This window comes from Patescibacteria group bacterium (assembly GCA_041651155.1).
In the GTDB taxonomy this organism is placed as follows: Bacteria; Patescibacteriota; Patescibacteriia; order CAIXNZ01; family CAIXNZ01; genus JAPLYF01.
In genome coordinates this window covers 50,834-67,633 of record JBAZJU010000004.1, presented here as the reverse complement: position 1 = coordinate 67,633, position 16,800 = coordinate 50,834, and the positions used below count along the sequence as shown (strand labels likewise).

The 16,800-nt window shown below is 39.5% G+C and carries 7 protein-coding genes; all 7 read right to left on the bottom strand.

Translation table 11 applies throughout. From position 1 onward, the window contains the following. Positions 1-34: 34 nt before the first annotated feature. The 7 genes from WC460_03895 to WC460_03865 all read right to left on the bottom strand — a co-directional run bounded on the left by WC460_03895 (position 35) and on the right by WC460_03865 (position 16,797). On the bottom strand, positions 35-673 hold the full coding sequence (locus WC460_03895) for a hypothetical protein (protein MFA5188478.1): 639 nt from the start codon (positions 671-673) through the stop codon (positions 35-37). Between the two features lie 30 nt (positions 674-703). Then, positions 704-2,644, bottom strand: coding sequence for an ATP-binding protein (locus WC460_03890; GenBank protein MFA5188477.1), 1,941 nt, complete (start codon positions 2,642-2,644; stop codon positions 704-706). Between the two features lie 27 nt (positions 2,645-2,671). Further along, positions 2,672-3,325: a hypothetical protein gene (locus tag WC460_03885; protein MFA5188476.1), complete on the bottom strand. Its 654-nt coding sequence runs from the start codon at positions 3,323-3,325 to the stop codon at positions 2,672-2,674. Between the two features lie 104 nt (positions 3,326-3,429). Then, the gene (locus tag WC460_03880; protein ID MFA5188475.1) at positions 3,430-3,876 is read right to left on the bottom strand and encodes a PrgI family protein; all 447 of its coding nucleotides are present in this window, start codon (positions 3,874-3,876) and stop codon (positions 3,430-3,432) included. A gap of 121 nt (positions 3,877-3,997) precedes the next feature. Then, positions 3,998-5,329 (bottom strand): hypothetical protein, encoded by a 1,332-nt coding sequence (locus WC460_03875; protein ID MFA5188474.1) that lies wholly within the window; start codon positions 5,327-5,329, stop codon positions 3,998-4,000. A gap of 15 nt (positions 5,330-5,344) precedes the next feature. Next, complete coding sequence (locus WC460_03870; GenBank protein ID MFA5188473.1) at positions 5,345-8,443, bottom strand: hypothetical protein; 3,099 nt, start codon at positions 8,441-8,443, stop codon at positions 5,345-5,347. Positions 8,444-8,451: 8 nt separating this feature from the next. Then, the gene (locus WC460_03865; protein ID MFA5188472.1) at positions 8,452-16,797 is read right to left on the bottom strand and encodes a hypothetical protein; all 8,346 of its coding nucleotides are present in this window, start codon (positions 16,795-16,797) and stop codon (positions 8,452-8,454) included. Positions 16,798-16,800: the final 3 nt, after the last annotated feature.

The window sequence follows — 16,800 nt, the reverse complement described above, 5'->3', positions numbered from 1 at the left end:
CCTAATTTCGTATTTCTTATTTCCAATATCCAGGCTATTGCCAATATGCTCCGTTTACTTTCCAGACATTATTAACATTTACTAATTTTAAAAGTATATCCTGATAAAATACGCGAGGATTGGAGGTAGAATTTTTAAATTCCTGCCTTTGAGTTTTAACCAGAATTTCTCCCTGGCCAGTTGTTGAGTTTAAACTTCTGACCTGAGTTGAAATAGCTTTTGTTTCCAGAGCATAATAGCTACTAATATCTGGATTTTCTTTTTCTAATTGCGCTTTATACTGAGTGAGCCAAGTTTGCATGCTGGCCGTAATCAGAGAGCCCAATTCATCAAAATTTTTATAATTACCCTGATTTGAATATGTGCCGAATCTTTCTGCAAATGAAGAAGCAATAAATATGACATTTTGCTGGTCCGTATTAACTGGAACAGTGTTATTTAATTCCTGGATTTCCGCTGTCACTCCGGTATTTGGAGTATTAAAAATAGGCTGCGCAGCCCCGGGCTGGACTGGAACCTGGTTAAGATTAGGGCTGGTATTATTATTTAAAATAGGCACTTTAAAATAAATCAACAGCAGATAGACTATCGCGCCAATAATTAAAATTAATAATAAAATAATAATAAGCCAGATTACTTTTTTTCTTTTTGTTAATTCATCTCTGATTGCCATAATGAATTTATTTATTTTTTTAAAATAGTTTTAAATTGTCATCTCCTCAAAACTGCCTTCTCTTTTTCTGGGCGGGACTAATTGTTTTTTGGATCCTGCCTCTGGAGTTTTTGTCTGTTCTTCAAATTCTCGCTTAGCCGCTTCTATTTCTAAAAGCTGCTTGGGATCGCTGGTTATTAGCTGGTCTTCATTGTATGAGGCGACTACTTTGATGGCCGCATGCTTATTGCCTGCAAAAAAGATGCCCTCGCCTACGCCGCCTTCCATCAGCAAATACTTTTCACCCTGAGTCAACAAAAATATATCCTGAATCGTATCAATAGCTGCAGGCGATTGTTTTAAAAGCAGCTGCAGAGCTGAGTTTGTCACAATGGCCTTGCCATACGGATTATTTAAAAAGTCATTCACGTCCTGCGTAATCGTAGTCACGCCGAGATAATACTTGCGGCAGCGCTTAACCAAGGCATAAATAAATTTTGCTGAATCCTCATGAGTCATCAGCCACCAGGCTTCATCAATAACTAATACCCTTTTTTTAATTTCTGAACGCACCACATTCCAGATATAATTTATAATGCTATAAATTGCAATCGGCCTGAGTTCGTCTTCCAAATCTCGGACGCTAAAAACCACAAGCTGATTATGCATATCCACATTGGTTGGCTGGTTAAACAAGCCCGCAAATGTGCCATCAGTATATTTTTTTAATCTCAGACTTAATGTTTTTGCACCCTCCATGCCTTCCAAAATACTCTGCAAATCCTGCATCACTGGCGCTTCGGCGACAGACAAATCTGACTGCGGGGTTATATCTTTGCTTGCATAAGTTTCAATCAAAGCCCGATCTAAAATAGAATCCTCCTCCACAGTCAAATTCCCCAGCATCAAGCGCAATAAGCCTTTCAAGGTAATAACCGCGCTGCGGATAATATCTTCAGTACTTGCATCGCCAATTGCTCTGGGCAAGTCAAATGGATTAATTTTATTTTTTGAGGCTAAAGAAATATCCACATAAGTGCCGCCAACTGCCTCTGCCAGATGCAGGTATTCTCTTTCAGGATCAATAATTATTATGTCAACGCCCAACATCAGGCTGCGCAAAACTTCCAGCTTGATGGTATAACTTTTACCTGCGCCCGAAGTCGCAAACACCACAAAATTAGCATTCTGCAAAGAAAATCTGTCAAAAAGTATTAAGCTGTTATTATGCCGGTTGATGCCGTATAAAATTCCGTCGTCTGAAGTTAATTCTGAAGAAATAAAGGGGAATGAAGAGGCAACGGGCGAAGTATTCATATTAAATGAGACCATTAATTCATCCTCAGCCAAAGGCAAGGTTGAATTAAAGCCTTGTTCTGATTGGTAAAAAACTCGTTTGCTATAAATCAGCTTGCCTCCCAAAATCGCTTCAATTTCTGCTGTTAATTCATCTAATTCTTCCAAGGTATTGGCATAAAGCGTGGCATACAGGGCAAATTGGAAAAATTTTTCAGTGCCCTGAGTCAGATCGTCCCGTAATTTTTCAATATCACGCAAAGCTGTTTCCAAAATTGGATCGCGAGGCGCGCCTTTTTCAATATCCGACATGAGCTGTGCCTCCAGATTTCCCACTCTCTTTTTTAATTGCTTCAGAATAATATCTGACCTGACAGGATAAAAAAACATGGCGACATCCAAGGTTTTGCTCAGGTTGATAATCGGCGTAAACCAGCCTACAGAGATATAACGCGGATAATTTAAAACAAAAAGTGTTCTGACAAAAAGATCACCCAAAAGCATATAAGTCGGTTTTACTTCCAAAGCCGCCGGCGCAATCAAATCTTTAATCTCTATCAAACCTTGGCGAAAAAGCCTTTCTTCTTCCAGGGTAATTGCTTCGGCTTTAATCGCTGCTTGCTGTTCTTTTTTTGAAAGCTGAGCAGGCGCTGGTCTCAGCTCTGTTTGTGTCTCTGGTGTAATTGGTATGGCCATAAAAAAATTTATTTTAAAAAATATAATTTAGCGTTCAATCCCAAGCTGGCTGATATCCCGTAATTTTTGGTTTTGGCTTGTTTTTGGGTTATACACGCTATAATAAAGTTCTATTAAACTCTGCGTATCCAAAACCGCTGAATCAAGACCCATGCCTTTCAGATTGGTTTGGACATTAGCCAAGCGCAGGTTTAAAGCTTCTTTATATCCCAAAAACTTTTCCTTTTTTATTTTAATAGACCGGCTGGCGCTAAAAACCTCACTCAATCTGGACCAAAAGCTTTTGGTTTTATCACCTAAGGGATTATAAGGGATGATAATAAAAAACTTCTTGGTCATTATTTCACCAATTTCAATCAGCTCTTGAATATAATCAATATAGCTGGCTATTTGTATTTTTAATAATTCATTAGTTTGCACTCTCTGCGCCTCTCTAAGTCTTCTAAGATAATTATCAACTTCCAGTTTTCTTGACTGGATAACAATCTGCATAGGATGATCTAAAGAATTTAAAAACTCTATGTAGCCAAAAATCAAAGCATTTTGTTCTTCTTCTGATTTTAAAGCAAAATTAATGCTGGAACACAAAATTACCGAGCGTAAGGTGCCGTCTTTTAAAATAACCGTATCTTCCCTTATTTCCGCAATATCCAGATATTTTTGGGTTGATGATTTTGCCATAGATTTGATTTGATATCTTAAACACAGATTAATTATCACAGATTTACACTGATACTATTCACAAATCTGTGTTATCTGTGAATAAAATCTGCGGTTAATTATAATTATTCTTCTTCCCGATAAGCGCCGCCTGTATTGACCACTAAAGATAAGCTGGACAGCCTGGAACTGACCAAAGCAGGCTTGGCTATAAATTCTTTTTTAACCTCTGCCTTTTCAACCGGCGGCAGAGCCGTAATTGCTTCTTTTGACCACAGCCTTAGTTTGGATTTTTTTAATGTCTGAATTACATTCAGGGAAAAAAAGTGAAAAGGCATGCCATTAATTTTTACAAAAGCAACTACGCCAAAAATGCCTGAAACTATGATCCCCACGGCTAAAAATGTATTAAAATAAAATATCTTATAAAAAATAAAATCCAGCATGCCGGCAACCATCATAATCAGAAATTGCCTGGTGGTGATTGGCCCGATAATTTTTGATTCTATATCAATGAATTGCGGCACTAAAAAATGCGATAATGATTGCGTCTCCTGTACTTCATCAGCCATAAATTTTTATCCGCCTACGCGGAATGTTACAAAAATAAATCTATTAGATAACCTTCTTTTGCTTCGGCGGATTTCAAATACGCCGAAGGTAATTTTAATTCCACAAAATAGCCTATAGGCTTCAATACTTTAGACTTTTATTTAAATCCATTACTGCTTTAAACTCGGCCAGAGTCATAATTGGCTTCGCTGCTATGACTTGAGCAAATGATTTGCCTTCTTTAATTGCTGTGTTCATAATTTCAGCATAAGCTTTATAAAGCGGACTGTTTTTTAAGGCCTTGAGGCCTTCATTTCTCTTAACAAGCGAATCGTCTTCTAAAAGTTCAATTTTGGATTTTATTTTCTGGACTGCGACCTGCGGATCTTTAGATAAGCGGCGCAGATCCTCAATTTTAAAGGCTCCTAATTCATCAACGGGCCCGTATAATTGAGGGGTAAATTTCACGTCATCTAATTTCGGCCTGATCTCGTTGTCAGTGTTTTTAACCATCGGCTGCTTAAATTCGGTTTTAAGCTCTGAAGGTATCGGCATTTCTGGATGTATAACTGGCTGCCTGAGCTGGTAATTTGTTTGGGCTGGCGGTTCAATTTCTTTTCGGCTTTCTATGAATTCTTCATTCGCCTTAATCTCTTCAACTAAGGGGGCTTCCGGCTTGGAAGCAATTTTTGCTATTTCGCCAAGCTGCCTCTTTATCTCTTCCTTTTGCGCTAATTCCTCAAAGGGCACCCCTTTTTCCTTTAGTAAATGGTCAATGGTAACATCACCCCCGGTTGGATTTTCTTTAACAATGGAAATTTGTTTTGGTCTGGCCGAAACATCTATCTCTTCTTCCTTAATTCCACTTGGCATAGCCACAGTTTCTTTTTTCTGTCCTAACTCATAATCCGCAATTATTTTGATCAAATCAACCTTTTCTTTTCTGATTTCCTCTTTTTTAGCAACAAGCAAATCATAAAGTCGATTAAAAACTTCTTCACTCATGCCTATGCCGCCAATTTTTTCTGAACGGGTCAAAATATCTTTCAGTTCAGGCAGATCGCGCACTTCCTTTAGCCAGCTCAAAATCGCTTCGTAATATCTTTTTTTCTTATTTTCATCCTTTAGCGAATAATTTAATTTAGCCAAAAACTCATCAGCAATGGCCAGCGGAGAATATTTTTGCCAGGTTTTGCCTTGCAACTTGTTTTTTACCTCGTCCAGATCAGATTTTTTATCCAAAATCTTAATTTTTAAATCATATGCCAAACTATTGGCGGTTTCAAAATCAAGATTCAAATCACTTTCAAATGAATTGCTCAACTGCAAAACGTTAAACCTGCCTAAAATTGTTTGGACTAAAAAATCAAAAATCTTTTCAGTTTCGGCTTCCACATTATTTTTTTTTAATACCTGAAAAAATATGTCTTGAAAATTCCCTAAATTTTCTATTTTATAATTTCTTTCCGGCATATCTTTATTTGAAAATTATTTCTTTTTCCCTTTTTGAGTTTTAACTTTATAACCCAAGGCCTCAACAGCGTCTTCAACTTTTTTGACTGCTGAAGTTGCCTCTTCTTTACTTTCAAATTTACCCAACATCTCTACCAGCTTTGATAACTCTTGCTTTAATAACTCGGGCTTAAAAGTTTCCTCTGGCAAAGCGCCTTCTGTAATTTCTTTATTTATCCTGAAAATAATATTATCAATGGCAAATTCTATTTTACCCTGATCAATTACTCTGCTTTGCACCTGCTTTTTCACTTCATCAATGGTTGTCTTGATATTTACTTTTACTTTTTCTTTCACAGCTTCCTCTTTTTTCTCGCGAGTTCTAACAATAACTTCATTGTCAATCAAATATTCTGCAATTTTATTCCTATTTTCTTCTGGCAGGTTTTTTCTAACCGCCAAGCGAATTGAAATTTTGTTTATCCTGTCTTCTCTTGGGAAGTCTGCTGTTTGAGCTAACATTTGCGCTGCCTGGGCATCAACAAATTCCAAATCATTAACATTCGGTATAAATGCTTTAAGGCCAGCTGTGACACCACTTTGCACTCTCTTTTGGCGTATTATGGAATCCAGGTTAGCGCTTGATTGGCCTTCTCCCCCTGGTAATTTCTGGCCGATGGCATTAAATTGTGAGCTTGATTCAATGATTAAATTCTGAAATTTTTCAAGCTGTTCCTCTTTCATTTTACCTTTAATATCATCAATTTTTTTAATTTGCGACATGCCCCCTAACCGCGTTGCATGCTCATTTTCTGTTTCATTTTCCTGACGATGCAAAGATTTATCAAAAAGATTTTTATTGGCTTCAATTAAAGCCGCCCGCTCACGATTATCTCCCATTAAAAATCTGGCCTTGGCATTGACATTATCCCGGGCAATTTTATCAAGTTTGCCAATTCTGGGTATTTGGTCTGTAAAGCCGTCAATTTCTGCCACTGCATAATCGGGCGGATTTTGAATAATATCGCCTAAATTAGCCTGTTTCCCTGCTTCATTAAGATTGGGTTCTGAAGCAGTAGCGGCTGCTTTTCTAATCTCATTGAATTTTTTCTCCCTAATTTCCGTTGATCTGGCTAAAGCATAAAAATCCGATTTGGTTCCGGTTCCTTGTGCTTGAAGATTTTGTAAATATGCTAAATTATCAGGGTCATTTTTGGCCAAATTTTTGTACTCATCACTATTAACATCAAATTCATATGTCCCATCGTCTTTTTTGCGTCTTATTTTATTAAAATCAATGCCGCTTAAATCACGACCAGCTGTTTTGGCTCTGCTTTTGGCAGTGTCGCTTCTTTCTTCTAAATCCTCAATATCATCGTATTCATTAGTATCGGCATTATAAATCAAGGAGGAAAAAGCTTTTTTAATTTGAGTCTTCTTTTCATATCTTTTTTCCATATCTTCTAAAAAGACTTGTCTGCCTCTATCGCCTGACTCCGTTTGCATTTCTTGGTAAAAAGGTAAACTTTTCATGTCTTCAATATCACTGTATTTTAATTTGCCGGCATCAGCCAAAGCTGTATAAGTTGATTCCCAAAAACGCCTGTCTTTATTTTCTACTCTGGTAATTTTACTGGTTTTTGGATCTCTTTCTATGGCTGCTTCTTGTATTTTTCTAATTTGATCTGGATTTTCCCAATTTATATCCTTTCTGATTTTTTTAAAATCTTCCGCTTGTTTAGCACGCATTTCTCTAATACCCAAACGACCGACGCCTGGAACAAGAGCTCTGCCTCTTTCTCTCATAGCTTCAGCTGTTTGAGCGCGACCTTCTTTTGTTAAAAGTCTTGAAAAAGGACCTCTCTGCAATCTTTCCTTTGCACCTTCAGCCGCCCCGGTGGCAAATGGCTTTAAAGCCTTAAAAGGCAATTTAGCCATTGCGCCAGCTGCTCTGAATGGCGCACCAACTACTCCAGCAGTTTCGCGTCCAACTCTAGTTGCCGCCCGCTCCAGCCTGCCTGCTGTCTGATCTTTGATAAAATTAGCGCCTTTGGTCATGACTCCGGCTGCTGCGCCAGCGTATTTTGAACACATTGTTAAGCCAGAAACCAGCATTATAATGCCGATTAAAACTGATAAAACTTGATCCATGCTGGAACCAGCTCCTATATCAGCATTTATCTTTGCCCGATCAGCTGCCGTGACAGATGTATTCATCTGATCATAATTTAATTTCGCCATGGTAATTAGAGAGATCCATAAGAAAAAAGCAATGCAAGGTCCCACCACGCAATAATTGAAAAATTGATCCCACCATTCATTGGCAAATTTGCCAACCTTGCCAGCAGCGCCTTCAAAGGCCCAGGCAAAAAATGCCAAAGGTGAAAAAACTACCAAAATCCACAAAGCAACCATTCTAAAAGCCAAAACCACACAAAAAATAAGGACAACAATAAACGCAACCATCACATAAATCAGACCTAATAAACTGCCGGCCACTGCTGTTAAACCCTGCCTCCAGTCTGTACCTCCTGTAATTTCTCCTTGGGCACCAGTAGCAGTTGGAAGAATTTTAAACCAATTTTCCATACCTAAAGCTTTTTCAATATTACCTGAAGTTATATCTTTAAAAGCATTAACAAACGTCAGCATTAAAACCTGAAAAAAATCAATGATTAAGCCGCAAATGGTCTTGCTAAAATTAACCATGATCGCCATGATCAAAAGCCTGGCTAAAAGCTTATTCCAGGGCTGTTTTTCAATGCCCAAAACAGTCACAAAAGCAATAAAAAGCAGGCCTAAAACAAAAAACATATTGACCAAATCGCGCAAAATCACCCAGCCCTCATTGACGTATGGATTATCAATAAATTTATTATACTGGGCAATCCAGGTCAAAACGCCCATGACCACTGTTAAAAGCGAGCCGAACAATTTAATAAAAGCATTCAGGATAAATATAATAATAGAAATGCCGGAATTAAAAGCATTGCTAACAATACCGCTTAGTATATCTGCATGGACAGTTAACGGATAAAAAACAATTAACAAAATAAAAACAACCAGCCCCACATTTAATAAATATATTTGGGCAGTCTTATTGTGCAGAAAAAAATTTTTTATTTTAGCCAACATTTATTTTTTTATTTATGGATACAAGGGCCTGAAGGCTCAGTCCAATTGCAGCCGGGATCAGCAGCGCAATTATTTGCATCGTGAAACGGGCAGGTATCAGTCAAAAACGGATAATATGTTAAACACGCATAAGGCTGATAATCAGACCCGGTTAAATTTTCTGATTCATCAAGTGATTTATATAAATCTTTATAAATCGTGCTAAAAAGCGGATTTAAAGTGTCAAATTCCAAACACATGCCTTCCAGGCCGTTAAACTCAGTGACTTTTTCAATATTACTGCAGGCATCTGTTTCAATCCCGCCAAAGCTGGTTTTACAATTATTCGCATTAATCTCGCAAACTTTCCCTTGCAAATCTAAAGGCGAGGTGCAGACAGCGGCTGGGTTCAGGAGGCGCGGCACATAAGTAGTTACGCCAGAGCCTTCTGCCTTGGCATAAAAACAGCCTGTGCCGATTTTATTCAAATTACTTTGCAGCACTTCAAAAGACATGGATTTTTCACCATAAGTCTGACTGTATAAACTCTTCAAATTTTCATAGCCCGGCTGCTGGGATAAAACATAAGGCACTGGCGAGTCAGCGCTGGGAAAAATTTTGCAAATCGCTTCAGTATAGCGCCTATCATCAGTATTGGTTCCCAGATCATTAACCGGCTGGAATGTCTTAAATTGCTGATCAGGCGCTAAACTAATTTCCTCTTCAATCGGCAAACGGTCAGGAATTGTATAGCCGGAATAGTCACCTGCCCGCCACTCTGTCAGCTGGCTCAAAGGACCCGCGCCATAACGGTAAATATAGCCTTGTTGGTTTGTAAAATCGCTTATTCTTTTTACATCCAATGGCGCGCTGTCTAAACCATAGCGCACATTATCTTTTTTAGGCGCATAGGCCGTACAGTTATCTGTTGTTCCTTGAGTGCACAAATTCGTGGCAGTGCAGAGACTAGCATTCCAGGTTTGTCCATTAGCTTTGCAGTCCGCTTCTGTGGCAGACACGGTGTCAGAACAATGACTGGTGCAAACTGCCCATTCCTCGCAATTGCGGTCGTTGGCAACCTGAATTATTTCGTAAGAATTAGTATTTGAATTCAAAAATTGCACGCAACCTGAATCCCAATTGATGCTATTGCAGCTGGAGCGATCAAGATTATCTCCTTGATCAATGACATAATAGCTGTCTTCCTGATAATCTTTAACCTCAACCTGATCATATAAAACATAAGAATCCGGACAATTTGCATTAGCTGGCGCGTATAAAACCAATTTATAATCCTGCAGCTGCTTAAGGTCTTGCCAGCTGCCGCCGCCTGCCAGACAATCTGCCTGAGTCAGTCTGCCAGGAGTGGAACAAATCCCCAGAGGCACAGAATACAAAACTTCTACTTTTTTCCAGTCGCCTTCTGCGTTATAATAATTTACCGCAGTTTGCGGCGCAGCTTTCCATGTTTCTGTGGCTGTGCATGTTTCTTTGGTCAAATGATTAGGGTTGGAACAGATACCGTCTGAGGAATTAAAAGAAAAAGCAGCGCTCGGACTCAGACAGCTCTCGCCACGTCCGCTGGCCTCAGCTGGCACACGATAATAAAAAGAAACTTTATAAGTTTTGCCTTTTTCTAAACGATAAATGGTTTGGCCAAACCCGTAAGTATCTCCGCTTGCATTTTGCTCTGTTCGTTTTATTAATTGCAAAGCATTATTGCCTTCCTGGACTCTGTCGCTAACTACCCTGTAAATTCCCAAGCTCTCAGATGCTGCTGAATTCCAGGACAAAAGCGCGCCTTCGCTTGTTGTTTCAAAACTATTATTAGCGACAAAATTTGGATTAACATCTGTAAACTGGGTACAGCCATTCCATTTATTTTCACAAATTCCAACATAGCCATTATATTTATTGGCTTCAGCTATTTTATAAATTGTAAAAGGATTAGCCAGACATTTGCTGCCCAGCCATTCGCCCTTGCCAGCTACGCAGATATCCTGGCTGGTTACATCATTTAAAACAATCACGCACTGGTTGTATTTCTCGCTCCAAACGCCTGCACCAACTGGACAATTAGCCTGGTCATACGGCAGAGAACCGCAACCCAAAGTTGCACTGCCTTTTTTAAACCAGCCGTCAACACTCACTCCAGCCACTAAACCTGTTTTGAATTCACAGAGTTTTGTCTGGTCTATTTTATAATATTCAGGAGTTCCTGACTCATTGATTAATTCACTGCAACCCAATGATTCTTCACTGCACATGATGGAGTTTGGCGCGTTAACATAAAGGTTGGGATCGTTTTTCAGATATTTATCCGAAAATGTCGGGTCACCTGTCGTTCCATAGCTTGGCAAGCCTAATTTTTGGCAGCCTTTATTTTCAGCAGTGCAACGATTACTATCATTCAGAATATAGGCAGCCAATTGATCTTGGGAAACAGTATAATCATCAAGATAAGAAGCATTATCACCATTAAATATCTGCTGATTTGGACTTGTTGAATTTTGCGTATCTATCAGCAGCTGGCAACCGACCGCGCTTGAACGGCATAAGCTGGTGAATGATTTGAGATTATGCGTTTGGCCTAAAGTATCAGTATAAGCCTGGCAACCAAGCATTGGCGGAATTTCATCAGAAGCTGCCTTTGCCCCAAAGAAATTTTGGTTGCAAGAATCAGGCGTATTCCAACTATTTTTGACCACATAAACATTATCTTTAACGACTTTCAAAACTATATTGTCCAGATAAATTTTGCTGTTTAAGCCGCTAAAATTTAAACTGTCATTGCCGCTTGGATCCCAGTCAATTAGAATCGGGCCTAAATTATAATTTTTCCAATTAGTTGTTAAAGCAACTTTTTTATCATCAACCGCGGCAAAAGATTTAGCCTGACCCGCATTAAATTTTACACCTATATTATTGCCGGCGGAATTGTCAGTTTTCGCCCAAAAAGACAAAGTGTATAAATTGCCTTTGGCCAGACTCACAGATTTATGAATTTCCCTGACTGAATTTGCAACAGACAATGAATGTCCGCCCAGAACTAAAGATTCGCTTGAGGGCAACAAACCTTCTGTACCAGTCCCGTCAGTTCCGGTAAACCAATCTGATATCTGGCCATTTTCAAAAGTATCATAAATCTGGAAATATACATTATTGCCGCGATTACCCACATAAGCCCGGCAATTATTAGAGGCTGCGCTGCAAGCTAAGCCTTCACTTGGGATCGCATCATAAAGGCAGGCATTAATGTCGGCTTGCCAGCGTCCATTGGTTGCCACACAATTAGCCTGTGTAGATTCTGTCTTTCTGTAGGGATGGCAATCATCAGCCACTGTAATAGTTTTTCGATTATCGCGGTAATATTCTATGCCTGCGCTGTCAAAAAATTTAATGCAATTAAAATCTTCTGCGCCCAATGATATTGTGCAATCGCCGGAATTATCAATGGTTTTCGGCGCACCTGTTATTTTATCGCTTTGGTATTGGTATTTTACTAATTGAGGCGGCCCGCTGGCTGAGCTTTGCCAGGTGAAAAAGGTCTTTTCGCCCAAACCTAGATTTGGCTTAATACACTGCCTGATGTAAGAATAATATTCAATGCCCTCTCCGCCTTGAGCTACAGAGTCTAAGTTTGTAAATTGCGAACAACCGACTTCATCCAAAGTACAACTTGTTGCAGTTTCGGAAATAAAATTATTAAATAAAGGATCGGGTTCTGGCTCATACAATGTCGGATCTTGCTTATATGTTTGGAAGCCAACGCATTCAGCCGGACAATAGTCAGTCAAACTAACCACGCCTGGGATAGACGGATCGCCATTTACAGGCGTATACATTTGGCAGCCGACTTCTTCTGGCTCGCACATTTTCATAAAATTACTGCATGAAGGATTGTCTGGCGCGTACTGATAGCAGAACTTGGCAGTGGAATAAATATTGGTTCCATCCCAATAGCCGTTGCATGTATTTTCACAATAAGTTTGGCCATTATCAGAACAGCCGTTTGATTCTAATTTTGGAGGAGGATCATTCGGCCCGTAACCATGGCAAGATAAATTTTCTGCAGGTTTTTTATAATAAACCTTGCTATTCAGGTCATAATCCTGGTAAGACTGGACAAAATCATAACTGCGAACCTGATCCAGTGAATTCATTATCAAGGAAGCAGTATCAATAAAGATATTTGCGCCGGTTTGTTCCGCTGGTAAATTTATACGCAACTCTAAATCATTGCCCGGACTGGAAGTAATTAGCGTACTGCTAACCTGCTCATATGATTGCCCAACGGTTATACTATTACTGCTAATTTCGCTTTCACCTTGACCGCCGATTAAGCTAAATATTATCGGAGAACTTAAAGCCTGATCGGATTTAATGTAAACTGAAGCGGTATACACATCACCTGCTTTGGTTAAGACTTTACTAGTATCGCTAAAGCTATTTTTGTAAATTAATCTTAATTCCTGGCCAGCTGTCAGGCTGCCGATATTAATCTGCAATTTGCCCAGGCCTTGCTCGGTATCATTGCCATTTTTAGAAACGCTGCCCAAACTTGTAAAAGGCCCTTCGCCTTGCCAGGCGCCTAAAAGTTTTTGACACTGCGCTTTAGTGGAATTATATAATTGCGCGCCTTGGCAAAAACTCACCCAGGTTCCGCCGTTATTTGGATCTTCGCAGTCATCTTGTCTCAGCAAATTAGTAACGACCTGGCCTCCTTTTTGGCATTCTTCATGCCAGGTGCCATTCTGACTTGTGCAGGCAGCTTGGTTATCATATTGAGGATTTGAGCAAAGATTATATTTTAATAAACTGGTTAAACAATACTCCCTGAACTGGCCGGCATTATTGGCACAATCATTTTTTTCAGCATTGGCCTTGATGCCACCAACGCAATATAACCACTGGCCAGAATTAGCAGCGCAAGCAGCTTGATCAGGGCTTGAGCCATCACTGCAAAACCCGCCAGGAAACCACTGCCCGTTATTTTCTGAGCACAAAGCTTTATCCTTATAATTATAATTCAAACAAGTTTTGATATATCCGCAATTGCCTTCTCTTTGACAGCCTACATTTTTCGCTGGGTCATTCAAATTAGTACAAATATCCTGGCTAACCTCGCTTTGCAGGAGTAAATCCCAATGAGCCGGAAAAGTATTATCCTGGGCGAATTCAAAACTGGAATCAGGCAGTAAATTATTCGTCGGATTGCGGTAATACATAAATTCATGGCAGCCTTCATCAGCTACTACGCAGCTATTAACATTTCTATTCAGATAGATCCTAGACGGATCGCAAACATTTTGCTCAGCTAACCAGCCAAAACCAGCCGTTTCACAGTCCTGTCTGTTTTTATAAATTACAAATGGATCTTTCCAGGCGCTGGCCTGATCTGTTTTAGTTAAATACGAAGTGCAACCGGCATTGGCCGCACTGCAAACATCACTGCCGCTTAAGGTATTTTTTAAATATGAAACCAGGCTGGCGTTATCTGACTTATCTGTTTTAAAAGTCTGACAGCTATTAAAGTCAGCCGGGCAAGTATTGACATTGAATTGCCAGACGTTTTTTTCCTTCACGCAGAAGCCATAATTTTCACCGACACAGCCGCCTTTGCCATCGTCCTGCAAACAGCTGGCAAAATCCGGACAATGGGAATAGCGTGAGACATCATTATTTGATTGCAATATCTCACCATATGGCTCAGCCTCAGTCGGCAGGGAACATTTAGTCACTGGCAATTTTAAAACCCAGTTGGGATTGACTAAATTGCAGAAAGGAGACTCCTCTTCATCTAAATCATTGCCGCCGCAAGCGCCTGTCCCAGACTTATCAAACCCAGAGACCACCTCAGCCAAAGTTGCCTTAACTGATTCATTTAATCGTTTACTGTTATAATTCCTGACCGCAGCCGCATCTGAAGTACTTTCTGTCAAAGGCTTAAATAAACAATTTCTTAACCTTTGGTATTTTAAAGGATCTGCTGTATTGCTATAGCCCTGCAATGAAGCATTGGAAAAATTCGTATCATCAAAATCTAAATCTTTATATTGCGCATAATCAGCCCCCAAATCTTGGCGATAATTGCAATCCCTGACTAATTCAGCGGCTAATTCCAAACCCAGAGGGATAACGCGCGCTTTTCTTAATTTCTTCAGATTAGCTAAGTTATATGTCCCCAAATCTGCTTTTTCATTCCAGGAAAATGTATATGTGCCGATTAATTTATTTTGAGCCAGAGCCTCTTTGATGGTTAATTTATCATTGATAGCCTGGGCTAAATTCTGATCAATGACATTATTATAAAGATCCGGATTAACTTCGCCGCTTAAATTTGTCTGGAAGGCGCTTAAAAGATCCACATCTTTAAATGAAAAATTAACTGTAAACTGCTGGGCTAATTTGGTAATATAATTTTCCACTCCCTGGGCGCTTATAATCCTTTGCGTATATTGATCGCTTGATGATTGGGGCGCAGTCACAGACGTTCCGGAAAGAGCTGCCAAAGATTGCTGGGTGTTTTGTTCTTGGTGGGAATTTGAAAGCGAACTCAAAAGCTTTTGCATATATTTATTCCACAAAGTTTTTAAAAATACACCCAAAGAATCAGCGATTATGCTTTTGGTATAGGTTAATGAAGTATCATTTTTGGTCAAATCCTCAACTGCCTTGGCTTTTAAAAGTTCTGCCGGCGTATTAATATAACCGGAAATTTTGTCCTCTGCATTTTTCCAGCCTTGATTAACCGTAGCCTGCAATTGCTTTTCGGCAAATGTCCCTAAACCTTCCTTGGCCATTTGCTCATATAAAGTTTTATAGGTATTAAACTGGTTGGCCTGAGGATCAAAAAGTCCCTGGGCTAATTTAGCGCTGTAAGCTGCCCCGCCTTCAAAATTGGCAGGGTTGAGATTGTCATTCATCTGAGTTTTCAAATAATTAAAACCGCTAATCAAAGAAGTGGCTGTGGCCGCGACATAAGTTGTTTTGGCTGTTACTTCGCTCTGGAAAGTATTAACAGCCTGAGATCCGCTTATTTTGCATCGTGCAGGAACCTTACTGCAATCGTCAATATTATCCAGGCAATCCTGGCAATTTTGAGTCCTTATACATCCCAATGGCTTTGGCGTTTCTTTGCAATCTGCTTGAGTACATTCTGGCGGGCATATTGGATCACCGCCTGTGCAAGCAGGGATATTTGCGCAATCATCAGCTTTCATACAACCAGCAATTATTTGGCATTCGGTTTGTGCCGCAGGATCTGGCACAAGCACAGATGACTGCGCACCAGGCACATCTAAAGCTCCAAACCCTAATTCAATCAAGACAGAAACGCAATTAGGATCAGCTAAAAGCTGCTCCCTGGTTTTATTCTGGCATTTGCTGAATTGATCATTAATTTTATTAGCCTTGGTCACCCATATATCCATTTCTTTATTCCAGGCATCTTTAATGTCATTTATTCTTTCCGGCTGGATAATAAAAGAACCGACATATAATTGCACAGGCGTATTTAATTGGGCATTTTTAGTCATCAGCTCAACATCAGAAGCTAATTTGCCAGTTAAAGTATCCAAAGCATCAGCTATTTGCTGCAATTGGGACTTAATATATTGTTCTGGATTCTCAGTCATTCCAGGAGCAACGCAGGTAATTTCGCCAATGCCGCTTGGCTCACAAGGAGACAGTTTTAAAAGATATTGCAGTAATGATTTATCCCAGACCAACAAAGTCCTGTCAACGCTTACTGAATTGGAAAGCTGAGCTGAATTTTTCTGAAATTCTCCGCCGGCAGTAATGCTATAATTAAAAGTCAGCAAATTTGACTTGCCGATTTCATCCCAATGATTTTTTAATTTTGTGTAATCGCAATTAGGCTGATAACCTTTATATTCCGGGAACATGGGAATTTGCAGGGCTAAATCAATAGCCATGCGCGGATCAAATTCGCAGATATTTATGCCCGTCACATTCTTAATGGATTCAACGACCATATCAGTGATCGCGCCTTGAGCATAATCAGTGGTAAATTGCTTTAGATTGGTAATCCAGTATGGGCCTTTGCCTTTGGCGCCTGTGGCAATCCAAGTAGCTGTCTGGGAAGCGATTTTATTAAGCAAATTGCCTAAAATATTTTTGAAAAACACTGCTTTTAGTTCATCAGTTACACTGCCCAAAAATCTTTCTATTGCATATGCCTGATTTGTAACCGGTATGCCTGCTGTCACTCCCACTTCAGACCCCGCCTTATCTTGAGCGCTTGCCTGTTCAACATTAAAAATCAATATTGCGCTGAAACTATTTACAACAAAAAATACGGCAATAAACCCGATTATTACTTTACGCAATTTTGTTTTTTTTGTCTTTTGCATGGT

Bases quoted from the DNA above. Each gene is read 5' to 3' on its own strand.
- WC460_03865 (MFA5188472.1), bottom strand. From the start codon at position 16,797: ATGCAAAAGACAAAAAAAACAAAATTGCGTAAAGTAATAATCGGGTTT.
- WC460_03870 (MFA5188473.1), bottom strand. From the start codon at position 8,443: ATGTTGGCTAAAATAAAAAATTTTTTTCTGCACAATAAGACTGCCCAA.
- WC460_03890 (MFA5188477.1), bottom strand. From the start codon at position 2,644: ATGGCCATACCAATTACACCAGAGACACAAACAGAGCTGAGACCAGCG.
- WC460_03885 (MFA5188476.1), bottom strand. From the start codon at position 3,325: ATGGCAAAATCATCAACCCAAAAATATCTGGATATTGCGGAAATAAGG.
- WC460_03880 (MFA5188475.1), bottom strand. From the start codon at position 3,876: ATGGCTGATGAAGTACAGGAGACGCAATCATTATCGCATTTTTTAGTG.
- WC460_03875 (MFA5188474.1), bottom strand. From the start codon at position 5,329: ATGCCGGAAAGAAATTATAAAATAGAAAATTTAGGGAATTTTCAAGAC.
- WC460_03895 (MFA5188478.1), bottom strand. From the start codon at position 673: ATGGCAATCAGAGATGAATTAACAAAAAGAAAAAAAGTAATCTGGCTT.